The organism is Pseudomonas sp. 13159349 (assembly GCF_013305685.1).
Classification (GTDB): domain Bacteria; phylum Pseudomonadota; class Gammaproteobacteria; order Pseudomonadales; family Pseudomonadaceae; genus Aquipseudomonas; species Aquipseudomonas asiatica.
The window spans coordinates 1,090,153-1,114,051 of the sequence record NZ_CP045553.1 but is presented as its reverse complement, the minus strand read 5'-3'; the positions used below and the strand labels follow the sequence as shown (position 1 = coordinate 1,114,051).

The window sequence follows — 23,899 nt, the reverse complement described above, 5'->3', positions numbered from 1 at the left end:
CAGCCAGTGATTAACGCTGGCCAAATGCCGCCCCAGATGGGAACCTTTACGCCCACGGAGACGTCCACTCCCCTGCAACCCGCTTCGGTTGGGGAGCTTTTTTCATCAGCATTTTCGGGCCCGACGGGGTTCGGCTCATAGCCTGATCGCAGCCTTCGGCGTGCGTCACGCTGCTACTCGCGAACACACCACCCGCCGCCAGGACTGGTCGGCAACCAAGAAGTGTGCTCGCCGACTACACAAGGAGTCCGCCTGTGGCAAAACGCTACGGAAAAGGGCTGTTGGGATGGGCCTCCGTGCTCGTCATCCTGGCCCTGCTGGTCCACTGGATCGGCATCGACACGATCGCGCGGTATCGCGACGATCTTGGGTTCTACCTGCAAGCGCACCTGGTACTGGTGCTGGCTTCGATGGCGGCGGCGCTCGCCGTGGGCATCCCCGCCGGCATTGCGTTAAGTCGACCGCACCGGGTCGACAAAGCCGAACGCTTCATGCAGTTCTTCAACGTTGGTAACACCATCCCTCCCCTGGCCGTTCTGGCCATCGCCCTGAGTATCCTGGGCATCGGCGCCGGGCCCGCGATCTTCGCGCTGTTCCTCGCCTCCCTCCTGCCCATCGTGCGCAACACCTACGAGGGCCTGAAAAACGTCCCCGCCTCGCTCAAGGAAGCCGCCACCGGCATCGGCATGACTCCGCGCCAGCAACTCTGGCAGGTGGAGCTGCCCAACGCCGTGCCAATCATCGTTGGTGGCGTGCGTGTGGCCCTGGCGCTGAACGTCGGCACCGCACCGCTGGCGTTCCTGATTGGCGCCAACAGCCTGGGCAGCCTGATCTTCCCCGGCATCGCCCTGAACAACCAGCCACAACTGCTGCTGGGGGCTGCCTGCACCGCACTACTGGCGCTGGCGCTGGACGCAGCGGTGAGTTTCTCCAGCAAGCGCTGGCTGGAACGTGGCCTGGCTGGATAACGAGAGGGAACATATGAGCAAGAGAATCGCCTTGTTGTTGGGCGCGACCCTGCTGTTCGCAGGATTTGCCCAGGCAGCGGAAAAACCACTTGTCCGTATCGGCGCGCGGGTGTTCACCGAACAGACCGTACTCGCCGAAATCACCGCGCAATACCTGCGCGCCAACGGTTTTGATGTGCGCGTCACCAGCGGCCTTGGCAGCAACATCGCACGCCAGGCCCAGGAAACCGGCCAGCTCGACCTGATGTGGGAATACACCGGCGTGTCACTGGTGTCGTACAACCATATCGACGAGCGCATGCCCAGTGCCGAGGCCACCTACGCCAAGGTCAAGGCACTGGACGCGAAGAAGGACCTGATCTGGCTGACCCCGTCGAAGTTCAGCAACACCTATGCGCTGGGCCTGCCCAAGCAGGTCGCCGAGGCTTATCCGCAGATCAACTCGATCAGCGACCTCAACCAGGTACTACGTGACGAAAGCCACCGCAACCACCTGGTGGCGCTGGACACCGAGTTCGCCAACCGCCCGGACGGCCTGGTAGGCCTGAAAGCGATGTACGACCTGCAAGTGGGCCGCGCCAACATCCGCCAGATGGATGCCGGCCTGGTCTACACCGCCATGCACAACAACCAGGTGTTCGCCGGCCTTGTGTACACCACCGATGGTCGCTTGAACGCGTTCAACCTCAAGCTGCTGGAAGACGACAAGCACTACTTCCCCGACTACACCGCCGCCCCGGTGGTGCGCAAACAGGTGCTCGACGCCAACCCGCAACTGGCCGGCCTGCTCAAGCCTCTGGCCGAGCAACTGGATGACGAAACCATGCGCCAGCTCAATGCCAAGGTCGACGTCGAACACCAGAACCCGACCAAGGTGGCCGCCGCCTTCCTGCGTGACCACCCAATGCCTGGCGAGGTACAACCATGAGCCTGCTCGACACGTTCGCCCACCTCGACTGGGCCCAGGTACTGCAGCTGACCTGGCAACACATCATGCTGGTCGGCGTCGCCGTGGGCCTGGCGATCATCGTCGGCGTACCGCTGGGCATCCTCATGACCCGCTTCCCGGCCGTCGCCGGCCCATTGCAGGCCAGTGCCACGGTGTTGCTGACCATTCCCTCGATCGCCCTGTTCGGCCTGCTGCTGCCGTTCTACTCCAGGTTCGGCCAGGGCCTGGGGCCGCTGCCGGCGATCACTGCGGTGTTCCTCTACTCACTGCTGCCGATCATGCGCAACACCTACCTGGCTTTGACCAACGTCGAACCCGGCATCCGTGAAGCCGCGCGTGGCATCGGCATGACCTTCGGCCAGCGCCTGCGCATGGTCGAACTGCCCATCGCAGTGCCGGTGATCCTCGCCGGTGTGCGCACCGCCGTGGTGATGAACATCGGCGTGATGACCATCGCCGCCACCATCGGCGCCGGCGGCCTTGGCGTACTCATCCTCACCTCCATCAGCCGCAGCGACATGTCGATGCTGCTGGTCGGCGCCGTGCTGGTCAGCCTGCTGGCGATCATCGCCGACCTGCTCCTGCAAACCCTGCAACGTGCCCTGACTCCAGAAGGACTGCGCTCATGATCGAACTGAAGAACCTCAGCAAAACCTTCAACGTCAACGGCAAGGACGTCAAAGCCGTCGACTCGGTAAGCCTCACCGTCAACGAAGGGGAAATCTGCGTGTTCCTCGGCCCCTCGGGCTGCGGCAAGAGCACTACCCTGAAAATGATCAACCGCCTGATCACGCCCACTTCCGGCCAGGTATTCATCAATGGCGAAGACACCACCGGGCTGGACGAAGTCACCCTGCGCCGGCATATCGGCTATGTCATCCAGCAGATCGGCCTGTTCCCCAACATGACCATCGAGGAGAACATCACCGTGGTGCCGCGCCTGCTCGGCTGGGACAAACAGAAGTGCCATGAACGCGCCCGCGAGCTGATGCACATGATCAAGCTGGAGCCCAAGCAGTACCTGCAGCGCTACCCGCGCGAGCTGTCCGGCGGGCAGCAGCAGCGTATCGGCGTGATCCGCGCCTTGGCGGCGGAAGCGCCGGTGCTGCTGATGGACGAGCCGTTCGGCGCGGTCGACCCGATCAACCGCGAGATGATCCAGAACGAGTTCTTCGAGATGCAGCGGGCCTTGAACAAGACCGTGATCATGGTCAGCCACGACATCGACGAAGCGATCAAGCTGGGCGACAAGATCGCCATCTTCCGCGCCGGCAAGCTGTTGCAGCTGGACCACCCGGACACCTTGCTGGCGCACCCGGCGGACGAGTTCGTCAGCAACTTCGTCGGCCAGGACAGCACCCTCAAGCGCCTGCTGCTGGTACGTGCGGAGGATGCGGCGGACAACGCGCCATCGGTGAGCCCGCAGACGCCGGTGAGCGATGCACTCGAGCTGCTGGACGAGCACGACCGCCGTTACGTGGTGGTGACCGATGCGCAGAACAAGGCACTGGGCTACGTGCGCCGGCGTGACATGCATCGCCAGCAAGGGACTTGTGGCGACTTCCTGCGGCCGTTCAATGCCACGGCGTCGCATGATGAGCATTTGCGCATCCTGCTGTCGCGGATGTACGAGTTCAACCGGGCGTGGCTGCCGGTGCTGGATGCCGAACAGGTGTTCCTGGGCGAGGTGACGCAGGAGTCGATTGCGGCTTACCTGAGTTCGGGGCGCTCGCGGGGGGCCAAGACCAGCATTGTCTCGCCGGCCGAGGCGGTGGTTTCGTAATCGCCGGGGGCGCGCTGCGCCCCTTTCGCGACACAAGGCCGCTCCTACAGCAGATCGCGCTCCTCTGTAGGAGCGGCCTTGTGTCGCGATGGGCCGCAAAGCGGCCCCGGCAATCTCGGCTCAAAACCCAAGTAATGGATTGCCTGTGCCGGCCTCTTCGCGGGTAAACCCGCGAAGCAGGCGACGCGGTGTCAGAACCCTACACTGGCCTGCACGTAAAAGGTCCGTGGCTCACCCACATAGATGCCGGCATTGTTGTCGCTGGAGCGGGTGAAGTACTGCTTGTCGAACAGGTTCTTCACCCCCGCCGCCAGCTTCAGGTTGGACATCTGGGGCCCGAACTCATACCCGCCACGGGCATGCCAGGTCACATAACCCGGGATATCGCCAAACTGCCCGTCCGCACTCGGCTCGGTGATGTAGTCGCCGTTGAAGCTGCCATCGGCATTGATCCCGGTACCCGGCGCGCGCTGCTTGGATTGGGCGTAGGCATCCAGGTTCCAGGTCCAGTGATTGACCGCGTAACGCACGCCGGCAGTGGCCACCTGGCGTGAATAGAACGGCAGGTCACGGCCCTCGAAGCCAGGGATGTCCCCTTCATAAGTAGCGCGGGTATAGGTGTAGCCGCCGCTCACCGACAGCCCTTCCAGGCGCGGGTCCAGACCGTCCAGGTCATAGCGCACCGAGGCCTCGATACCCTGGTGCTTGGTCGCACCGAGGTTGGTCCAGCCCACATCGTTGCTGATGTACTGCAGTTCGTCATCGAAGTCGATGTAGAACGCCGTCAGCTCACCAGCAAAGCCGCCATTGTCATAGCGGGTACCGATTTCGTAGGTCTTGGCCTTTTCCGGCTCCAGGCCATTGGCCGTACTGTTGCCCGTACCACCCTGGCCCAGCTGGAAGTACTGCAGGCTGCCGAACGAGGTCTCGTAGTTGGCGAACACCTTCCACGCATCGGAGATGTGGTACATCACGCTCAGCGCCGGCAGCGGCTCGTTGCTGGTGATGCTGCGCTTCTTCTCCGGTACCGGCTGGCCGTTGGCACCGAGCACCGGGCGGTCGCGCCAGTCGGTGTTGATATGCTCGAAGCGGATACCTGGGGTGATGGTCCAGTTACCCACGTCGATCTTGTCGTCGATGTAGTAGGCACTGGCCTCGGTACCACCGCTGCGGTCCTGGAACACATGGCCGTCGGAGCCCGGGGCGGGCGTCGGCACGTTGTCGATCAGCGCCAGGCGGGTCGATTGCTCACGCATCGCTTCCTTCAGGTAGCGGTAGCCCACGCTGACTTCCTGGGTGGTCGGGCCCGCGAAAAAGATCCGCGACAGCCGTGGTTCGATGGCAAAGGTGTGGTAGTTGCGCGGGTACGACGACAGGGTCTTCATGTCGCGCGAGGCAATGGAGCTGCCGCGGAAGCTGTCGGTGTAGTAGGTCAGCACTTCGAACTGGGTGGCGTCGTCGAGCTGCCGCTGCCACTTGAACGACACGTCCTTGCGCCGGCCGGCGAAGTAGTCGTAGTCGCGCAGCGACTGGTACGGGTTGCTGTCGTACTGCGCCTGGGTCAGGCCGCCAGGCATGTCGGCACGGCCGTCGTAGTAGTGGAAGTTGAGCCAGAACTCGTCAACGTCGGTCGGTGCCCAGTGGGTCTTGAGGATGACGTCGTCGATGTCGTTGCCATTGTTGCTTTCACGGTAGCCGTTGCCATTCACCCCGGTGTACAGCAGCGCCACGCCCATGCCGTTGTCCGCCGTACCGCCGACGAAGGCCGACTCGGTGTGCTTCCAGCCGCCATGCTGGGAGGTTTCCAGGGTGGTGGACAGCTCGGCCGAGGGCTTCTCGGGGATTGCCCGGGTAACGAAGTTGATCACCCCACCGACGTTCTGCGGGCCATAACGCACGGAACCGGCGCCACGCACCACGTCGATGCTGTCGAGGTTGCCCGAGGAAATCGGCGCCATCGACAGCTGCGGCTGGCCATAGGGCGCGAAAGCGGCCGGAATGCCGTCGATCAGCACCGTGGAGCGTGGCGACAGGCGCGAAGTCAGGCCGCGAACGCCCACGTTCAGCGACAGGTCGCTACCGCCGGTACCGTTGGAGTCCTGCACCTGAACGCCGGGGATGCCGCGCAGCACGTCACGCACGTTCATTGCGCCCTTTTCCACCATCGCCTCGCGGCGCACCACGGTGCGCGCGCCGGGGTGGTTCTGCACCACGCTCTGCTGGGCATCGCCCAGCCAGTCACCCACCACCTTGACGTCGGTGGGTGCCAGCTCCAGGCTACCGGTGGTGAGGGTGCCATCGGCCTGGGCCGGCTTGACCACCACGGTGCCCTGGAACATCTCGTAGGTCAGGCCGCTGCCTTGCAACAACTGCTGCAGCGCCTGCTCGGGCGCCAGCTGGCCGGACACCGCCGGGGCCTGCTTGCCGGCCACCAGGTCGGGGCTGAAGAACAGCTGCAGGTTGGTCTGCTGGCCCAGTTGGTTCAGCGCCGATGCCAAGGATTGGGCCTGAATCTGGATAGTGCTGCCGGCGTCTGCGGCCTGGCTGTTGACGGCCACGGCGCTGACCGCCAAGGCCAGCGCCAGGGCGCGGAAGCGTGGGAAGGGCTTGTTGTTGTTCACGTCGTCGAAACTTCCTGGAATACGGAATAAACGCCAACCGCATGCAAATGGAAATGCTTGGCAGTTGCAGCTGGCGGGGAAGACGAACGAGCGGAAAAAAACCTGAATCTATTTCGCGATTATTTCGCGCGAGCCATCTTCGTTGGCCTTGACGGCCACCGGCAGGATGCTCGGCAAGGCACGCAGCAGCGCATCGGTGTCGTCGGTGCTGAAGGTGCTGGACAGCCGCAGCTGGGCGACTTTGCCGGGGGCGACCCGCAGCGGCTGGCTGCGGTAGCGCGAGGCTTCGGCCACCACCTCGGCCAGGGTGGCGTTGTCGAACACCAGCCTGCCTTGGCGCCAGGCAGTCAGGGCGCCGGTATTCACCGCATAGGGCGCAGCCACCTGGCCTTGTTCATCTATATGCGAGCCCTGGCCCGCCGTGAGCTGCGCCAGCGAGGCGCCCTTGCCCTGCACACGCACCGAGCCCTGCTCCACCGCCACGCGGGTGCTGGCCGGGTCCAGGCGGACGTCGAAACGGGTACCGGTGACAGTCACGCTGCCCTGGGCGGTGTCGACCACGAACGGCCTGCCACTGTCGTGGGCGACGGTGAACATCACTTCACCCGCCATCAGCCGGACATGCCGCTGGCCGGCGCTGAAAGCGACCTGCACTTGCGTGCTGCCGTTGAGCTCAAGGTGCGAACCATCCGGCAGTTCGACCTGGCGGCGTTCGTTGAAGGCGGTCTGCAAGCTGCCCTGGTGATTCAGTTGCTGGTAGTGCCAGCCGCCCCAGCCCAGGCCCAACGCCAGTGCGGCCACGCTGGCGGCCAAGGCCTGGCGCACGAAGCGCCGACGTGGCAACTGGCGTACCGGTGCCGGCTGGCACAGCGCTTCCAGGCGCTGGCGCGGGATGAAGTCGGCGGCCTGCCACAGGCGGGCGAGCTGCTGGTACTCATCACGGTGCCGTGCATCGCCTTCCAGCCAGGCGTGCAGCTGCGCCTGAAGCCCGGCATCGCGAGGTGCATCCTGCACCCGGGCGAACCACGCGGCCGCCTGCTCGCGGACGGTATCGGTACCGTGCTGTTTCATCGAAAAGGTCTCCTGACTCATCATGCCGACACATCCAGGTGCTCGCGCAGATGCCGGAGCGTGCGGATCATATACTTTTCGACCATGTTCTTGCTCAACCCCATGCGCTCGGCGATCTCGGCCTGGGTCAGCCCTTCAAGCTTCTGCCAGATGAACACCTGTCGGCAATTGAGCGGCAGTTCGGCCAGCGCCCGCTCGACACTGTCGGCCAGCTCCAGCGCATGCACGTAGGCCTCGGGGTCGCCACCGACGGCCATGCCTTCGTCGAAGGCTTCCAGCTCCAGTGCCTGGCGGCGGTCCTCGCGACGGAAGCCATCCACGGCAATATTGCGTGCGGTCTGGTGCAGGTAGGCGCGTGGCTGCTCGACCTGCTCGCGCGGGTTTTCCAGTACCCGGACAAAGGCATCGTGGGTGAGGTCCTCGGCCTGCTGTCGACTGCGCAACTTGCGCGTCCAGGTGCCGATCAGCTCATGGTAGTGGTCGAGGAAGCCTTTGGGTCCGGACACGGTCGGGGTCATCAGGGAGGCAGACAAGGGTGCGAATAGTAATGTTTCTCATCAATGGCGGCAATTCCGCCAGTCGGTAACAAAAAATTTATCGTCTTTTTCATGCACGGCAGTGCCAGGGAAATGTGGCCATAAATATGAACACCTGAGGCCCCTTCGCGGGCACGCCCGCTCCCACAGGAACCGCGAGATGCCTGTGGGAGCGGGCGTGCCCGCGAAGGAGCCAGCGCGTTCCATTCCACTATTTTTTACGCTTGAAACACTCCGGGGAACATCAGCCGGTCACATGGGTCGGTTATTCAAATGGCAGGCCGTCGATCCGCGCCGATCACGCCCGGATTGCCTGTTGATTCTGCATTCTTCACGCCCTAAAGTGCGCGCCGAACGTCCATGCTGGAAACGATCCATCCGGCTCAAGTACTGAGTAGGCGAACCAAAGTGGGGATACGGAGGACGTTCAGTTTGCAGCCACTTAAATTTTCAGTTTGCCCATGGAGTCCCTGAGCATGTCGATCCAGGTCGAAGACTATTTCGCGCGTGACACCTTCCAGAAAATGAAGGCGTTCGCCGACAAGCAGGAAACCCCGTTCGTACTCATCGACACCCAGATGATCAGCCAGGCCTATGACGACCTGCGTGCAGGTTTCGAATTCGCCAAGGTGTACTACGCGGTCAAGGCCAACCCGGCCGTGGAAATCATCGACCTGCTCAAAGAGAAAGGTTCGAGCTTCGACATCGCCTCGATCTACGAGCTGGACAAGGTGCTGGGTCGCGGCGTCAGCGCCGACCGTATCAGCTACGGCAACACCATCAAGAAGTCCAAGGACATCCGCTACTTCTACGAGAAGGGCGTGCGCCTGTATGCCACCGACTCGGAAGCCGACCTGCGCAACATCGCCAAGGCCGCACCGGGTTCGAAGGTGTACGTGCGTATTCTCACCGAAGGCTCGACCACCGCCGACTGGCCGCTGTCGCGTAAATTCGGCTGCCAGACCGACATGGCCATGGACCTGCTGATTCTCGCCCGCGACCTGGGCCTGGTGCCTTACGGCATTTCCTTCCATGTCGGCTCGCAACAGCGCGACATCAGCGTGTGGGACGCCGCCATCGCCAAGGTCAAGGTGATCTTCGAGCGCCTGAAGGAAGAAGACGGCATCGAGCTGAAGCTGATCAACATGGGTGGCGGCTTCCCGGCCAACTACATCACCCGGACCAACAGCCTGGAAACCTACGCCGAAGAGATCATCCGCTTCCTGAAGGAAGACTTCGGTGACGACCTGCCGGAAATCATCCTCGAGCCGGGCCGTTCGCTGATTGCCAACGCCGGTATCCTGGTCAGCGAAGTGGTACTGGTTGCACGCAAGTCGCGCACCGCTGTCGAGCGCTGGATCTACACCGACGTGGGCAAGTTCTCCGGCCTGATCGAAACCATGGACGAGTCCATCAAGTTCCCGATCTGGACCGAGAAGAAAGGCGAGACCGAAGAAGTGGTCATCGCCGGCCCGACCTGCGACAGCGCCGACATCATGTACGAGCACTACAAGTACGGCCTGCCGCTGAACCTGGCCATCGGTGACCGCCTGTACTGGCTGTCGACCGGCGCCTACACCACCAGCTACAGCGCAGTGGAATTCAACGGCTTCCCGCCGCTGAAGGCTTACTACCTGTAAAGCAAAACGGGGCCGAAAGGCCCCGTTTTCATTTGTGCTTTCCGCCCTCAGGCCTGTGCAACTCCCTGTAGGAGCAGCCTTGTGCTGCGAAGAGGCCATAACTGCCAAAGGCCATCTTTTGTCTTGCCGGCCTCTTCGCAGCACAAGGCTGCTCCTACAGGCCTTGAGGGAACCTCAAGCTTCGCGCCGTTCGATCTCCTCGGCATACCGCGCCGCAAAGGCCATCAACACCGGCCCGGCCTCCTGCAAGGTCACCAGCGCACTGCGCAGAAAATTCATGTTTCCCTCGACCCGCGCCCGTTCCAGCCAAGGCCCGGCTTCCGCCACCTGCCCCCGCTCGACAAGCACCAGCGCCAGGCTGAACATGCCACGGAAATCCCCCGCCTCGGCTGAGCGCCGATACCAGCGCACCGCCCGTGTCGGATTGGGCGCCGTGGCGATGCCTTGTTCCAGGTAACGCCCGTACAGGTTCATCGACTTGGCATGCCCCATGTGCGCGGCCTTCTCGTAGCACATCAGCGCCTGTGCCTGGTTGGCCGGTATGCCGCGCCCGGTGGCCAGCAAGTTGCCCAGGTTGTACAGCCCCCAGTCCAGCCCAGCATCGGCCGCACGCGCATAGTGAATGGCCGCCTGCGCCTGGCTTGGCTCACCGCCCCAGCCATGCTCCAGGCAACGGCCCAGCATGTTGTGCGCCATGGCACTGCCACCCTGCGCGGCGATGCCGAACCAGCGCCTGGCGACGGCGGCATCCGCCTGAATGCCGCGCCCGTCGAGCAGGATCTGCCCCAGCAACAACTGTGCCTCGACCGCGCCCTGCCCTGCCGCCGCCAGGATCGCCTGGGCGGCCTTGCCAGGGCTTTCTTCCAGCATGGCCTGCAAACCGGCCACATCCACCACTTCCTCACGTCGCAACTGATAGGACACGGCTCAGACCTCGGCCCAGCGGCGCAGCAGATTGTGGTAGGTGCCGGTCAACTGCAGCAGTGACGGATGGTCCGGCACATCGGCTGTCAGTTGCTGGATGGCATTGTCCATTTCGAAGAGCAACGCCCGCTGGCTGTCCTCGCGCACCAGGCTCTGGGTCCAGAAGAACGCGGCGTAACGCTGGCCACGGGTCACCGGGTTGACCTTGTGCAGGCTGGTGCCGGGGTACAGCACCAGGTCACCGGCAGCCAGCTTGACCTGCTGCTCGCCGTAGGTGTCCTGGATCACCAGCTCGCCGCCGTCGTAGCTGTCCGGATCGCTGAGGAACAGCGTGGAAGACAGGTCGGTACGCACCCGCTCCGGGCTGCCCTTGGGCTGGCGCAGGGCGTTGTCGATGTGAAAGCCGAAACTGCCGCCTTCGCGGTAGCAGTTGATCAGCGGCGGGAACACCTTGTGCGGCAAGGCTGCAGACATGAAGCGCGGGTTCTGCCACAGGCGGTCGATCAGCGCGCTACCGATTTCCTTGGTCAGCGGGTGGCCTTCCGGCAGTTGCAGGTTGTGCTTGGCCTTGGCCGACTGGTAGCCGGCCGTGATCTTGCCGTCGGCCCAATCGGCCTGCTCCAGCGCCTCGCGGATACGGGCCAGTTCATCGGCGTCGAACAGGCCGGGGATATGAAGCAGCATGGCGACAGCACCGTTTGGAAAATGTAAGGCGCCAATGATATTGATTCCCTTTTGCGCTTCACAAGCCCCAATGGCCGCTTAAGACGTTTCAGCTTGATGAAACCGTAAAGGCAAATTGTAAAGATTGTAAATTCTTCACGAATGGTAACGACTCTCAATTGTGACTAACAATTGCTTACATTAAGATCCGCGGCCTTACCACCTTGGGGAAGGTCCTTAGCAATGCGCCAGTACGTACCATCTGCAGTGAGTTCACCACGCCTGATCGTGTCTGCCATCGGCGTAGCCCTCAGCGCTTCGTCGGCCTACGCCGCCGACCCGGTCGCCAGCAGTGCTATCACCCTCGACGCCACCAGCGTCAACGGCAAGGCTGAACAGGCCAGCACCGATTACAAGGTCGACCAGGCATCCTCGCAGAAGTACACCGCGCCGCTGGTGGATACCCCCCGCTCGGTAACCGTGATCCCGCAGCAAGTGATCAAGGACACCAACGCCCTGACCCTGCAGGATGCACTGCGCACTGTGCCGGGCATCACCTTTGGTGCCGGCGAAGGCGGCAACCCACAAGGCGACCGCCCGTTCATCCGCGGCTTCGACGCCCAAGGCGACACCTACCTGGACGGCGTGCGTGACACTGGCGCGCAAACCCGTGAAATCTTCGCCATCGAATCGGTGGAAGTGGCCAAGGGCCCGAACTCGGCCATCGGCGGCCGTGGTGCCGCCGGCGGCACCATCAACCTGGTGAGCAAGCGCGCCCACCTGGGCAACTCGCTCGATGGCGCCTGGACCTGGGGCAGCGACCAGACCCAGCGCTATACCTTCGATGGCAACTACCAGTTCAGCGACTCCGTTGCCGGGCGCCTGAACCTGATGACCCACGAAAGCAACGTCGCCGGCCGCGACAAGGTCAACTACGACCGTTGGGGTATCGCCCCATCGCTGGCCTTCGGCCTGGGTACTCCGACCCGCGTGAACCTCGACTACTACCATCTGGAAAGCGACGACCTGCCGGATTCGGGCATCCCGTACACCATCCCGACCGCTGGTAGTACTGCCCGCACCTCGGCACATCCGAGCAAGCCGTACGACGGCGGTGACAGCGACAACTTCTATGGCCTGACCGGTCGTGACTTCCGCAAAAGCCGCGTGGATATTGCCACCTTTGCCATCGAGCACGACTTGACCGACTCGCTGACCATCAAGAACACCCTGCGCCATGGCAACAGCATGCAGGACTACATCCTGACCCAGCCTGACGACAGCAAGGGTAACGTCAACAACGGCAGCGTCTGGCGCCGCGCCAACACCCGTGTGGGCAACACTGCCACCACCACCAACCAGACCGACCTGTTCGGTGAGTTCTACCTGGGTGGCATGAAGAACAGTTTCTCGACCGGTATCGAGCTGAGCCGAGAAGAGAGCAAGCGCTCGAGCTACACCGTCGATACCGACACCGTCCCAGGCGGCACCGCCAACACCAACTGCACCCCAGGCATGATCGGCGCCACCAGCGGTTACAACTGCACCTCACTGAGCAACCCGAACCCGGACGATCCGTGGAACGGCAGCATCGCACGCAACTACGCGGGCACCGATACCAAGAGCAACACCCGCGCAATTTATGTTTTTGACACACTCGAACTGACGCCCGAGTGGCTGTTGAACATGGGCCTGCGCTACGACCACTTCGACACCCAGTACCGCACCTACGACGCCACAGGCGCCACCGTGGTGAACAGCAAGGGCGTTGTCTCCAAAGGCAAGGATACAAGCGAGTTCGTTACCGGCCAGCTGGGCCTTGTATGGAAGCCGGCCGAGAATGGCAGTATCTACGTTTCCTACGCCACCTCCGCAACGCCACCCGGAGCAATGCTGGGCGAAGGTACTGAAGGCAACCCGTTGGGCAACACCACCGACCGCGCCGGCAACTTGCTGAGCAGCGATCTGGAGCCGGAGGAAACCACCAACTACGAAATCGGCACCAAGTGGGACCTGCTCGACCAGCGCCTGTCCCTGGCCGCTGCGCTGTTCCGCACCGAGAAGGAAAACGCCCGCGTCCAGGTTGACACCACTACCTACGAGAACGTCGGCGAAACTCGCGTACAGGGCATCGAACTGTCTGCCAGCGGCAAGATCACCGAAAAATGGCAGGTATTTGCCGGCTACACCTACATGGAAGCTCGCCAGATAGACGGTGGTGCCGTGAACAAGGCCAACGACGGCAACCAGCTGCCAAACACGCCGAACAACAGCGCCAGCCTGTGGACCACCTACTCCATTACGCCGAAGCTGACCGTGGGTGGCGGTGCCTTCTACGTGGATGACGTGTATGGCAGCGTGGCCAATACCACCATGGTCGACAGCTATGTACGCTACGACGCTATGGCCGCCTACAAGCTGACCAAGAACATCGACCTGCAGCTGAACGTGCAGAACCTGACCAACGAGGTGTACTACGACAAGGCCTTCTCTACCCACTTCGCCAACCAGGCGGCGGGGCGGACGGCTCTGTTGACCACCAGCGTCCACTTCTGATGCCGGGATGGGGTTGATCTGTTGAATGGGCTGCGCCTGTGCCGGCCCTTTCGCGGGTGAACCCGCGAAGAGGCCGGTACAGACAACACAAGCCTGACTGACTAGCCCACCCTGCCCCGTTCATACCCGTGAGCGGGGCTTTTGCGTATCAAGGCATAATGCACGCCGCGTAGTGTGCGGCAGAAACACAAGGTGATCATGTGGTGAAGAAGACGCTGTTCCAATTGCACTGGTTCTTTGGCATCACCGCTGGCCTGGTGCTGGCCTTGATGGGTATCACCGGGGCCTTGTACTCGTTTCAGGAAGAACTGCTGCGCGCGCTGAATGCCGATGTCCTGAAGGTCCAGGTGCGCCCGGAGGGCGTGCTGCCCCCGGCCGAACTGGTCCAGCGGGTCGAGGCCCAGCAGCACGACAAGGTGGCGATGCTGTGGGTCGATGTACGCGAAGGCAACGCCGCACGCGTCTTCTTTACCCCACCGCCAGGCGAGCGCCGTGGCCAGCTGCGCTATGCCGACCCGTATACCGGCGAACTCAAGGGAGAAGTGGCCGGGCAAGGCTTCTTCAACCTCATGCTCAACCTGCACCGCTTCCTGGCCATGGGAGACAGCGGCCGGCAGATCACCGGTGCCTGCACCCTGATGCTGGTGTTCTTCTGCCTCTCCGGCCTGTACCTGCGCTGGCCGCGCAAGGCGCTGGACTGGCGCACCTGGCTGACCTTCGACTGGGCCAAGAAAGGCCGCGCCTTCAACTGGGACCTGCATGCGGTGGCCGGCACCTGGTGCCTGCTGTTCTACCTGCTGTTCGCCCTGACCGGGCTGTTCTGGTCCTACGAGTGGTACCGCGAGGGCCTGAACAAGCTGCTGGCCGACGCGCCGGCCGCCGGCCAGCAGCAAAAGCGCGGCGAAGGTCGTGGCCGCCACGGGCCGCAGAAAATCGACAAGAACGCCCCGCCGCTGGTGGTCGACTACGACGCAATCTGGGCCAACCTCAAGGACGCTGCCGGCCCGGGCCTGGCCATGTACAACCTGCGCCTGCCACCGGTAGGCGGCCAGCCGGCCAACCTGTTCTACCTGCTGGACAACGCCGACCACCCACGTGCCTTCAACACCCTGGTACTGGACCCGGCCAGCGGCCAGGTGAAAAGACATGACCGCTACACCGACAAGTCCTTCAAGGCCCAGCTGCTCCAGAGCGTCTACGCCCTGCACGTGGGCGAATACTTCGGCCTGCCGGGGCGCATCATCGTCACCATCGCCAGCCTGACCATGCCGCTGTTCTTCGTCACCGGCTGGCTGCTGTACCTCGACCGCCGTCGCAAGAAGCGCCAGGTACGTGCCGCCCGTGGCAACGTCACCAGCAACACTGCCAGCGGCGACAGCTGGCTGATCGGCTTTGCCAGCCAGAGCGGGCTTGCCGAACAACTGGCCTGGCAGAGCGCCGGGCAGCTTCAGGCCGCCGGCCTGCCAGTGCAGGTACGCGCCCTGGCAGAACTGGGTGAAAGCGACCTGCGCCAGGCCCGCCGTGCGCTGTTCGTGGTCAGCACCTTCGGCGACGGCGAAGCCCCCGACAGCGCCCGCGCCTTCGAGCGTAAGGTGCTAGGCCAGCCTTGGGCGCTGGACAACCTCAGCTATGCCCTGCTCGCCCTCGGTGACCGCCAGTATCCGCACTTTTGCGGCTTCGCCCGCCGCCTGCAGGCATGGCTGGGCGAACGCGGGGCCAGCAGCGCATTCAGCCCGGTGGAAGTGGACAACGCCGACCAAGCCGCGCTGCAGCAGTGGCAGCAGGAACTGGCGCAACTGACCGGCGCCCAGCCAGTGGCCGCCTGGCAACCGCCGAGTTTCGGCAACTGGTCGCTGGTGCGCCGCGAACTGCTCAACCCGGGCAGCCAGGGCCAGCCGGTGTACCTGCTGGGCCTGCGACCGGAGCAGCCCGCCAGCTGGGAAGCCGGCGACCTGGTGGAGATCCTGCCGCTCAACGGCCAGCCGAGGATCGACGCCTTCCTCGATGGAATGACGCTGGACGGCGGCGCCAAGGTGCAAGTGAATGGCTTGGCCGAAACCCTCGCCCAGGCCCTGGCCGGCCGCCAGTTGCCGACCCGTCGCGATCACCTGGTCGGTTTGCAGCCGCAGGCGCTGGTCGACGCACTGGTGCCGATCGGCAGCCGCGAATACTCGATTGCCTCGATCGCCAGCGATGGCGTGCTGGAGCTGATCGTGCGCCAGGAACGCCATGCCGATGGCAACCTGGGCCTGGGTTCCGGCTGGCTGACCGAGTACCTGCCGCTTGGCGGTACGTTGAGCCTGCGTTTGCGGCGCAATAGCAGCTTCCACCTGCCGGAAACGGCGGCACCGCTGGTGTTGATTGGCAACGGCACCGGCCTGGCCGGCCTGCGCAGCCTGCTACGCGCGCGGGTGAATGCTGGCGAGCAGCGCAACTGGCTGCTGTTCGGCGAGCGTAACCGGGCGCATGACCTGCTGTGCGGCAACGAGCTGCAAGGCTGGCTGGACAACGGCGACCTGGCACGCCTGGACCTCGCCTTTTCGCGGGATCAGGCCGACAAGGTGTATGTGCAGGATGCGTTGCTGCAGCAGGCTGAAGAGCTCAAGCGCTGGGTCGCGGATGGTGCCTGTGTGTATGTCTGCGGCAGCCTTCAAGGCATGGCTGCCGGGGTGGATGCGGCGCTCAACGGCATCCTCGGGGAAGCGGTTGTGCAACAGCTGATCGAGGATGGGCGGTATCGGCGGGATGTTTACTGAAAAACTGGCCTGAGCTAGCAACGCAGTACCTGTAGGAGCGGCCTTGTGTCGCGAAAGGGCTGCGTAGCAGCCCCGGCAATTCATGCATCGCTGCCAGGATCCTGGGGCCGCTCTGCGGCCCTTTCGCGACACAAGGCCGCTCCTACAGCGGGCCAATTCAAGCCATACAGTTCCGGCCTAGTGCAGCTCGAAGGTGTCAGCATCCAGGTTGGCCGGGAACTTGGCCCGGTAGGCCGCCAGTTCCGCCGCACTCAACACCGCGGTGAACACCCCGTCGGCCTCCCCGGCACTGAGCAGGCTCTCGCCCTGGAAGTCCAGCACCTGGCTGTCGCCGGAATAGGCAAAGCCCTTGCCGTCGGTGCCCACCCGGTTCACCGCCGCCACATAGCACAGGTTCTCGATACCCCGCGCCGGCAACAGGCGGTTCCAGTGCTGGCGGCGCGCAGCCGGCCAGTTGGCGGTGTATAGCAACAGGTCGGTGTCCTGGGCATCGCGGCTCCACACCGGGAAGCGCAGGTCGTAGCAGATCAGCGGGCGAATACGCCAGCCCTTGAGCTCGAACTGCACCTGGCGCTCGCCCGGGGTGTAGTGCTTGTGCTCACCGGCCATGCGGAACAGGTGGCGCTTGTCGTAATGCAGGATCTCGCCATCAGGCCGAGCCCACAGCAGGCGGTTGCGGTGGCTGCCATCGGCGGCCTGGATGATCACGCTGCCGGTAATCACCGTGTTGTACTTCTTCGCCTGGGCCTTCAGCCATTTGTAGGTCGGGCCGTTTTCCGGCTCGCACAGGCTTTCCGATTGCATGGAAAAACCGGTAGTGAACATTTCCGGCAGGATCACCAAGTCCACTTCGCCCACCTGCTCCAGCAGCACCTCGAAGTGCGCATAGTTGGCCTCGCGGTCGTGCCAGGCCAGGGTGGTCTGCACCAGGGCGACTTTCAGGTTCGGCAGTGTACTCAGATCGCGCATAGTTTTTCCGCTGCCTGACGCAGCGTCTCCTCTCGTTTGGCAAAGCACAGGCGGACCAGGCGTTGCTCGGGGATGGGTTGCTGGTAGAACACCGACACCGGGATGGTCGCCACGCCGTGCTCACGGGTCAGCCACAGCGACATGTCGACATCGTTCAGGTCCGGGCGGATCTGCGAATAGTCCACCAGCTGGAAATAGGTACCCGCCGTGCGGGTGAAGCGGAACCGCGAGCCCTCCAGCAAGCCGCAGAACAGGTCTCGCTTGGCCTGGTAAAAGGCCGGCAGTTCATCGATATGCTCGGGGTGCTCGGCCATGAAATCGGCCAAGGCGCACTGCAGCGGGGTCACACCGCAGAAGTTGACGTACTGGTGCACCTTGCGCAGCTCGGCACTCAGCGCCGGCGGGGCGACCACGTAGCCGGTCTTCCAGCCGGTGACGTGATAAGTCTTGCCGAACGAACTGACCACGAAGGCGCGCTGGTACAGTTGCTCGTGGGCCAACACGCTGGCATGGCCTACACCGTCATAGACCAGGTGCTCGTAGACCTCGTCGCTGACCAGGTAGATATCGCGGTCAGCGATAAGCCGGGCCAGTTGGCCCAGGTCTTCTTGGGTAATCAGCGCACCGCTGGGGTTGTGCGGCGAATTGAGAATGACCATGCGCGTGCGCGGGCTGAGGGCATCGCTGAACTTCTGCCAGTCGATGCGGAAATCGCCATCGCTCAGCTGTACATGCACGCAGCGCCCACCAGCCAGTTCCACGGACGGCTCGTAGCTGTCGTAGCAAGGATCGAAGACGATTACCTCGTCACCGGCATGCACCACAGCCTGGATGGCGCAGAAGATCGCCTCGGTGGCGCCAGGGGTGATGGTCACTTCCTGGTCGGCATCCACCTGCGCGCCATACAGCCGCGCGACCTTGGCCGCCACCTGCTGGCGCAGGGCCGGCAGGCCGGTCATCGGCGAATACTGGTTATGCCCGTCGGCCACATGCCGGCCGACTGCATCGAGCAGCGCCTGCGGGCCATTGAAGTCGGGGAAGCCTTGCGACAGGTTGAGCGCGCCGGTCTGCACGGCGAGCTGGGACATGGTGGTAAAGATGGTCGTGCCGACATTCGGCAGTTTGCTGCGGATCATGGAGCCCTCTTTCCTGGGGTGTATCCGGCACGGGGTGGAGTCCGAGCATAGCGGATCGAGCGGTCAGGAAAAAGGTTGAAACTCTAGGGGAATTTGCGCTGGATCAAAGGCTGTTGTCGGTGCGGCATCCCGCTATATGGGCGTATCAAGAAACCTCGCTTCGTAGCCTAAAGCGCAAAGTGCGTGCGCGATGATCATGCAGCGTAGAACCAAGCGCGGGTGCTCATTGACAACCCACGAAATTCGAGCGCTGCCTCGAGCAGCGCTCGCTTAATTTCTGCCCTATCTCCGCTCACTACATTTTTTGCCTTATCAAATTAAACTAACTGAGGCGCCTATTTCTTAACGCTACACTTCTACTCCGATTACCTTGGTAAGCGTTTTACACTTTACGAATCGCAGAACCCTCATTGGATAAATTCAACCCTTCATCCACCGAGCGCGTTCTGCGCAAGGCCCCGCTGGATGTTTCGCCACCAGCGGGCGACCCTCGATAGGATTGACTATGAGATAACCTTAACTTTCCCGGGCGCTGAATTCTTATTTTAAACAACATCAATTCATAGGTAAAAACGTACTCATTAATCGCTTTAGCAAGACGCTTCCGCATTGAAGGATAATCGACTTTGGCACTTGCACGCGTAAAATTTTCGGGACTAGTTCCTGCGAGCCCCGCCAAGTTGGACATAAGGGATTTCGCTGATTCCTCCATGGGTGTTAGATCACTAATAAACCGCTTTTTAATTTTTGAAGTTCTGTCCAACCTCGGATCATGTTTCAGTTTGTTGGTCATCACCTGAAATTCTGACGCCATTGAATCCAATTGCCTCATAAGTTTTTTGGATCTCTTATACGCTGGCGATCTGAACCAGACCCGCAAATGACCACTTGAGTCGGTGTAATTTATAGGATCCCCATCGCAATACCCATACGCGTTCAAAACCCTAAAAGGTGAAAAACTGTCTGGAGAATAGAATCTCAGACCATTAAAAAATCTGTAACCGTTTCCCAGAAGGTACCCGTTAATTAAATTACCGTAATACTCGCCATTGAATCCTAGCAGAGAATGGCCCGATGAAAGGGAAGAACAATGGCCATAAGCAGTATAATCAAATCTCTCCCATTCCCCCTGATGCGCCATGCCATTCACGGAACCGGATTCACTGACCGACAATAAGCTGACATTACTTTCAGCACTGCCATTCCACTCAGCTAATGCTTGCCCTCCCCCTCGAAACACGGTTCGACTGCCTTGATCACCAAGGCACGCATGTATATCACCGTCACAATAAAACAGACTCAAAGTTTTACGCTGAATCCCCATACTTAGCCCCTCGCTGGCAGACACCTACTTTAGGAATAAGTCTTTCAAAGCTTGCGGCAGCGTACAACTAGCATTTTTTACAGGTAGGACCGAGTAGCAGCACGTGCCTATGGGCTGGTGAGACAATCGCACTAGAACTCGAACGGGTCGCGAATCAAGCGGTCAGGGGAAGGTTGAACGAAAAGTGGAAGAATTGGCTTTTTTGGCTTGGCGGCAGTAGAGGTGACTGGACTGCCACTGTAGTACTGCCGCTGCCAAATGCCTATCTGTGAGGACTGTCCAAGACCAAAATGCGCAGCGGTCTGGCGCAGTGAAAGCCGATGCTCGAGCATGTAGCTGAGCACTTGCTGCTTGAAATCACAGGTATAACGCCACCCAGGCGAGCCTGAACAGATACCCTTACCGACCTGATAACTGGCAACCCAGCGCCGGAGCAGGCTGAAGTCGATACCGAAGTGTCGAGCCACCTTTCGGAAACCATTGTTGCCATTCAGGTAAGCAGTGATCGCAGTGAGCTTGAATAGCTCGGTGTACTTTTCCATAGATCCCCCAAGGGTTGGATTGGCGTCCAACTTTTGGGGGGCAGTCCAACCTGTGGGAGCGGGCAAGCCCGCGAAGAAGCTGACGCGGAATCAGCGCTTGTCGCGGCGCTTCTTCTCGGCCTTCTTGTGGTGCGACATCAGGCGGCGCTTCTTGTTGACCTGGCGATCAGTGAGGGTGTTCTTCTTGCCCTCGTACGGGTTCTCACCGCCCTTGTACTCGATGCGGATCGGCGTACCGACCAGCTTCAGCACACGCCGGTAGGTGTTCTCCAGGTAACGCGAGTACGACTTCGGAATCTTGTCGGTCTGGTTGCCGTGGATCACGATCAGCGGCGGGTTGGCACCACCAAGGTGGGCATAGCGCAGCTTGATGCGGCGGCCGTTGACCAGCGGCGGCTGGTGCTCGCTCACGGCATCTTCGAGGATCTGCGTCAGGCGGCTGGTCGGCCAACGGGTTACCGCCGACTTGAACGCGGCCTGCACCGACTTGTACAGGTGGCCCACGCCGGTGCCGTGCAGGGCGGAGATGAAGTGGATGTCGGCGAAATCGACGAAGAACAGCCGGCGCTCCAGCTCGGTCTTCACGTAGTCACGCTCGCCCGGCTCCATGCCGTCCCACTTGTTCAGGGCGATGACGATGGCACGGCCGGCTTCCAGGGCGAAGCCCAGCAGGTTCAGGTCGTGGTCCACCACGCCTTCGCGGGCGTCCATGACGAAGATCACCACGTTGGCGTCCTTGATCGCCTGCAGCGTCTTCACCACCGAGAACTTCTCGACTTCCTCGTGGATCTTGCCGCGCTTGCGCACGCCGGCGGTGTCGATGAAGGTGTACTTCTCGTCATCGCGCTCGAACGGGATGTAGATACTGTCGCGGGTGGTGCCCGGCTGGTCGTACACCACCACGCGCTCTTCGCCGAGCATGCGGTTGACCAGCGTCGACTTGCCGACGTTGGGGCGGCCGATGATGGCGATCTTGATGCCATCCTTTTCGCTCGGGCCCGGGATACGCACCGCTTCCTCGCCTTCGGCGACTTCGGCGTCCAGCGCTTCCTCGACCTGGTCGCGTGGCAGGTGGCCGAGCACGGCCTCCATCAGCGCATTGATGCCGCGGCCTTGGGAGCCGGCCACCGGGATGGCGTTGCCCATGCCCAGCGGCGAGAACTCGGCGCGAGCCACATCGGCGTCGATGTTGTCGATCTTGTTGGCAACCAGGATCGCTTCCTTGTTCCGCTTGCGCAGGTGCTCGGCGATCATCTGATCGGCAGCGGTCATGCCGGCACGGGCATCGACCAGGAACAGCACATAGTCAGCTTCTTCGATGGCCATGAGCGACTGCTCGGCCATTTTCTCGTCCATGCCCACTTCGTCACCGGTGATACCGCCGGTGTCGATCAGGATGAAGGAACGACCCTGCCAGGTGGCATCACCGTACTGGCGGTCACGGGTCAGGCCCGACAGGTCACCAACGATGGCATCGCGGGTCTTGGTCAGGCGGTTGAACATGGTGGATTTGCCGACGTTCGGGCGGCCCACCAGGGCGATTACGGGAACCATTCGGCTCTCCACTCTTGAATTCTTGAAAATGCAAAGGCCGCTGCAAGGCAGCGGCCGGAGTTCGGGCGGCGTGTCCTACGCCGCGGCTTGAAGCCCGCCAAGGCTTCAAGCATAGCTTCAGCGGATGGTCAGTGCCTCGAGCTTGCCGCTGTTGCCGAAGACGTAGATGGTGTCGCCGACCACAAGTGGGCGGGCGCGCAGGCCATCACTGTCGATACGCTCACGGCCGACGAAGCGGCCATCGACCTGGCTCAGCAGGTGCAGGTAACCCTCGAAGTCGCCCACCGCCACGTAGCTGGAGAACACTTCAGGCGCGGTCAGCTGGCGGCGAGCCATGGTGTCGTTGGTCCACAGGGCGCTGGACGAGCGCTCGTCGACGCTTTCGACAGTACCGGAAGCTTCGCTGACATAGACGTTACCGTAGCCCTGGGCGACACCCACGTAGCTGGAGGCATCACGCTGCCACAGCACGCGGCCGCTTTCCAGGTCCAGGCCCGCGACGCGGCCCTGGTAGGTGCTGACGTACAGGGTACCACCCGACAGCAGCAGGCCGCCGTCGATATCGACCACGCGGTCCAGCTCGGAACGGCCCTGCGGAATCGCCACACGGCTTTCCCACACCGGTACGCCGTTGTTGATGTCCACCGCCACCACCTTGCCGGTGGACAGGCCGGCGACGGCCAGGCGGTTGGTGGCGATCGGCGCGCCGGTGCCACGCAGGGTCAGCACGGCCGGGGTGTTTTCGTAGATCCAGCGACGGTCGCCAGTGGCGGCATCCAGGCCGATCAGGCGATCGTCCTGGGTCTGCACCACCACCACGTCACCGTTGTTGGCAGGTGGGGCCAGTACTTCGCTGGTCACGCGGGAGCGCCAGCGCTCCTCACCGGTGCTGGAGTCCAGGGCGATGACTTCACCCTTGAGGGTACCGATCATGACCAGGCCGTAGCCCACGCCGACAGCGCCGGAAACCGGCAGCTCGAGGTCCTTCTTCCACACCACGTCGCCGGTGATACGGTCGAGGGCAAAGACTTCGCCGTTGACGTCGGAGGCGTAGATACGGTCGTTCTCGATGGCAGGTACGAGGGTGTTGTAGGTCTCGCCCTGGCCGTCACCGATCGAACGGCTCCACTGCTTTTTCAGCACCACTTCCTCGGTGAACTTGGTCAGCTCGGCCGGAGGCAGTTCCTTCTTGCTGTTGCTGCTGCAACCTGCGGCCAGTACGGCCAGGGTCAGCACTGCTGCATGTTTCCAACCGATCACTTACGCGTCCCCTTTGGCCAAGTCATCCAGCTTCAATTGCAGGCCACCGACCGCCGCCTCATCGGACAACGCAGCCTTGGCTTTCTCGTAAGCGCTGTGCGCGTCGTCGGCGCGACCCAGTTGCACCAGCAGGTCACCTTTCAACTCTTCTCGGCTGGCCAGGAAGGCTTTGTCGGCGTCGCCGTCGAGCAACTTGAGGGCATCCTCGGCCTTGTTCTGGGCGGCCAGCACACGAGCCAGGCGCTGACGCGAAATCTCGCCCAGGGTGGCATCGGCCGGCTTGTCCAGCACGCTCTTCAACACGGCAGCAGCGTCGTCGAGCTTGCCGGTCTCGACCGCGACCTTGGCCACGAACAGGCTGCCGTACTGGGCGTAGGCGGTACCGCCGAACTCGCTCTTGAGCTTGCCGGCCAGTTCCGCGACCTTGGTCGCGTCAGGCTGGCCAGTCGGCGTCAGGCTGGTCTCCAGCAAGGCCTGGTACAGCTGCGAGGCACCTTGCGACTGATTGTTCTGGTACTTGTGCCAGGTATTCCAGCCCAACACCACCACGCCAGCCAGCAGGGCACCGGTCAGCAGCGGCTTGCCGTTGCGGTTCCACCAGTCCTTGACCCCTGCCAGTTCATCATCGGTACTCGACACCCCAATAC

General features: G+C 62.5%; 19 protein-coding genes. 7 read left to right on the top strand and 12 right to left on the bottom strand.

The genetic code is table 11. The features are described 5' to 3' along the window. The first annotated feature begins 254 nt into the window (after positions 1-254). From GEV38_RS05190 to GEV38_RS05175, 4 genes are read left to right on the top strand one after another with little or no spacing between them, the layout of a single operon-like run. On the top strand, positions 255-968 hold the full coding sequence (locus GEV38_RS05190) for an ABC transporter permease (protein ID WP_054573157.1): 714 nt from the start codon (positions 255-257) through the stop codon (positions 966-968). Between the two features lie 13 nt (positions 969-981). Beyond that, positions 982-1,896: a glycine betaine ABC transporter substrate-binding protein gene (locus GEV38_RS05185; protein ID WP_054573158.1), complete on the top strand. Its 915-nt coding sequence runs from the start codon at positions 982-984 to the stop codon at positions 1,894-1,896. Then, positions 1,893-2,546, top strand: coding sequence for an ABC transporter permease (locus GEV38_RS05180; protein ID WP_013971042.1), 654 nt, complete (start codon positions 1,893-1,895; stop codon positions 2,544-2,546). Before GEV38_RS05185 ends, GEV38_RS05180 begins: the two co-directional genes overlap by 4 nt. Then, entirely contained in the window at positions 2,543-3,700 is a 1,158-nt protein-coding gene (locus GEV38_RS05175; protein ID WP_054573159.1) for a betaine/proline/choline family ABC transporter ATP-binding protein, read from the top strand. Before GEV38_RS05180 ends, GEV38_RS05175 begins: the two co-directional genes overlap by 4 nt. Positions 3,701-3,891: 191 nt before the next feature. Here the strand turns inward: GEV38_RS05175 and GEV38_RS05170 are convergent, their stop codons facing one another. The 3 genes from GEV38_RS05170 to GEV38_RS05160 all read right to left on the bottom strand — a co-directional run bounded on the left by GEV38_RS05170 (position 3,892) and on the right by GEV38_RS05160 (position 7,910). Next, positions 3,892-6,321: a TonB-dependent siderophore receptor gene (locus GEV38_RS05170; RefSeq protein ID WP_137137923.1), complete on the bottom strand. Its 2,430-nt coding sequence runs from the start codon at positions 6,319-6,321 to the stop codon at positions 3,892-3,894. A gap of 108 nt (positions 6,322-6,429) precedes the next feature. Next, entirely contained in the window at positions 6,430-7,392 is a 963-nt protein-coding gene (locus GEV38_RS05165; protein WP_054573161.1) for a FecR family protein, read from the bottom strand. Positions 7,393-7,412: 20 nt separating this feature from the next. Then, positions 7,413-7,910: a sigma-70 family RNA polymerase sigma factor gene (locus GEV38_RS05160; protein ID WP_015269028.1), complete on the bottom strand. Its 498-nt coding sequence runs from the start codon at positions 7,908-7,910 to the stop codon at positions 7,413-7,415. Between the two features lie 494 nt (positions 7,911-8,404). Between GEV38_RS05160 and GEV38_RS05155 the strand changes: the two genes are divergently transcribed. After that, positions 8,405-9,568, top strand: a complete 1,164-nt coding sequence (locus GEV38_RS05155) for a type III PLP-dependent enzyme (RefSeq protein WP_015269027.1) — start codon at positions 8,405-8,407, stop codon at positions 9,566-9,568. Between the two features lie 174 nt (positions 9,569-9,742). Here the strand turns inward: GEV38_RS05155 and GEV38_RS05150 are convergent, their stop codons facing one another. Both GEV38_RS05150 and GEV38_RS05145 read right to left on the bottom strand, forming a co-directional pair. Then, a complete protein-coding gene (locus GEV38_RS05150) occupies positions 9,743-10,492 on the bottom strand; it encodes a tetratricopeptide repeat protein (RefSeq protein ID WP_043935357.1) in 750 nt (249 codons plus the stop codon). 3 nt (positions 10,493-10,495) lie between these two features. After that, positions 10,496-11,176: a Fe2+-dependent dioxygenase gene (locus GEV38_RS05145; RefSeq protein WP_015269025.1), complete on the bottom strand. Its 681-nt coding sequence runs from the start codon at positions 11,174-11,176 to the stop codon at positions 10,496-10,498. Positions 11,177-11,398: 222 nt separating this feature from the next. On the opposite strand from GEV38_RS05145, the gene GEV38_RS05140 reads away from it, so the two are divergent. Next, positions 11,399-13,711, top strand: a complete 2,313-nt coding sequence (locus GEV38_RS05140) for a TonB-dependent siderophore receptor (protein WP_015269024.1) — start codon at positions 11,399-11,401, stop codon at positions 13,709-13,711. A 200-nt stretch (positions 13,712-13,911) separates the two neighbouring features. Continuing rightward, positions 13,912-16,467 carry a sulfite reductase flavoprotein subunit alpha gene (locus tag GEV38_RS05135; protein ID WP_054573163.1) on the top strand — a complete coding sequence of 852 codons (2,556 nt, stop codon included), beginning with the start codon at positions 13,912-13,914 and terminating at the stop codon, positions 16,465-16,467. A 177-nt stretch (positions 16,468-16,644) separates the two neighbouring features. On the opposite strand, the gene GEV38_RS05130 is transcribed toward GEV38_RS05135, so the two are convergent. The 7 genes from GEV38_RS05130 to GEV38_RS05100 form a co-directional block, all read right to left on the bottom strand. Then, on the bottom strand, positions 16,645-17,436 hold the full coding sequence (locus GEV38_RS05130; RefSeq protein ID WP_015269022.1) for an amidohydrolase: 792 nt from the start codon (positions 17,434-17,436) through the stop codon (positions 16,645-16,647). Next, positions 17,424-18,572 carry a pyridoxal phosphate-dependent aminotransferase gene (locus tag GEV38_RS05125; RefSeq protein WP_015269021.1) on the bottom strand — a complete coding sequence of 383 codons (1,149 nt, stop codon included), beginning with the start codon at positions 18,570-18,572 and terminating at the stop codon, positions 17,424-17,426. Before GEV38_RS05125 ends, GEV38_RS05130 begins: the two co-directional genes overlap by 13 nt. Before the next feature lie 382 nt (positions 18,573-18,954). Further along, positions 18,955-19,896, bottom strand: a complete 942-nt coding sequence (locus GEV38_RS05120) for an RHS repeat-associated core domain-containing protein (RefSeq protein WP_100413265.1) — start codon at positions 19,894-19,896, stop codon at positions 18,955-18,957. A 131-nt stretch (positions 19,897-20,027) separates the two neighbouring features. Continuing rightward, on the bottom strand, positions 20,028-20,438 hold the full coding sequence (locus GEV38_RS05115; RefSeq protein WP_081013992.1) for a helix-turn-helix domain-containing protein: 411 nt from the start codon (positions 20,436-20,438) through the stop codon (positions 20,028-20,030). Positions 20,439-20,528: 90 nt separating this feature from the next. Further along, the gene (gene der, locus GEV38_RS05110) at positions 20,529-21,992 is read right to left on the bottom strand and encodes a ribosome biogenesis GTPase Der (protein ID WP_013971029.1); all 1,464 of its coding nucleotides are present in this window, start codon (positions 21,990-21,992) and stop codon (positions 20,529-20,531) included. Positions 21,993-22,109: 117 nt separating this feature from the next. Beyond that, a complete protein-coding gene (bamB, locus tag GEV38_RS05105) occupies positions 22,110-23,252 on the bottom strand; it encodes an outer membrane protein assembly factor BamB (RefSeq protein ID WP_013971028.1) in 1,143 nt (380 codons plus the stop codon). Continuing rightward, positions 23,253-23,891 (bottom strand): tetratricopeptide repeat protein, encoded by a 639-nt coding sequence (locus GEV38_RS05100; RefSeq protein WP_173895600.1) that lies wholly within the window; start codon positions 23,889-23,891, stop codon positions 23,253-23,255. Positions 23,892-23,899: the final 8 nt, after the last annotated feature.

What these genes read in the sequence shown, in the direction of transcription:
- GEV38_RS05145 (WP_015269025.1), bottom strand. Translation starts at nt 11,176, where the DNA reads ATGCTGCTTCATATCCCCGGCCTGTTCGACGCCGATGAACTGGCCCGT.
- der (WP_013971029.1), bottom strand. Translation starts at nt 21,992, where the DNA reads ATGGTTCCCGTAATCGCCCTGGTGGGCCGCCCGAACGTCGGCAAATCC.
- GEV38_RS05130 (WP_015269022.1), bottom strand. Translation starts at nt 17,436, where the DNA reads ATGCGCGATCTGAGTACACTGCCGAACCTGAAAGTCGCCCTGGTGCAG.
- GEV38_RS05160 (WP_015269028.1), bottom strand. Translation starts at nt 7,910, where the DNA reads ATGACCCCGACCGTGTCCGGACCCAAAGGCTTCCTCGACCACTACCAT.
- GEV38_RS05185 (WP_054573158.1), top strand. Translation starts at nt 982, where the DNA reads ATGAGCAAGAGAATCGCCTTGTTGTTGGGCGCGACCCTGCTGTTCGCA.
- GEV38_RS05175 (WP_054573159.1), top strand. Translation starts at nt 2,543, where the DNA reads ATGATCGAACTGAAGAACCTCAGCAAAACCTTCAACGTCAACGGCAAG.
- GEV38_RS05140 (WP_015269024.1), top strand. Translation starts at nt 11,399, where the DNA reads ATGCGCCAGTACGTACCATCTGCAGTGAGTTCACCACGCCTGATCGTG.
- GEV38_RS05115 (WP_081013992.1), bottom strand. Translation starts at nt 20,438, where the DNA reads ATGGAAAAGTACACCGAGCTATTCAAGCTCACTGCGATCACTGCTTAC.
- GEV38_RS05180 (WP_013971042.1), top strand. Translation starts at nt 1,893, where the DNA reads ATGAGCCTGCTCGACACGTTCGCCCACCTCGACTGGGCCCAGGTACTG.
- GEV38_RS05155 (WP_015269027.1), top strand. Translation starts at nt 8,405, where the DNA reads ATGTCGATCCAGGTCGAAGACTATTTCGCGCGTGACACCTTCCAGAAA.
- GEV38_RS05120 (WP_100413265.1), bottom strand. Translation starts at nt 19,896, where the DNA reads ATGGGGATTCAGCGTAAAACTTTGAGTCTGTTTTATTGTGACGGTGAT.
- GEV38_RS05125 (WP_015269021.1), bottom strand. Translation starts at nt 18,572, where the DNA reads ATGATCCGCAGCAAACTGCCGAATGTCGGCACGACCATCTTTACCACC.
- GEV38_RS05165 (WP_054573161.1), bottom strand. Translation starts at nt 7,392, where the DNA reads ATGAAACAGCACGGTACCGATACCGTCCGCGAGCAGGCGGCCGCGTGG.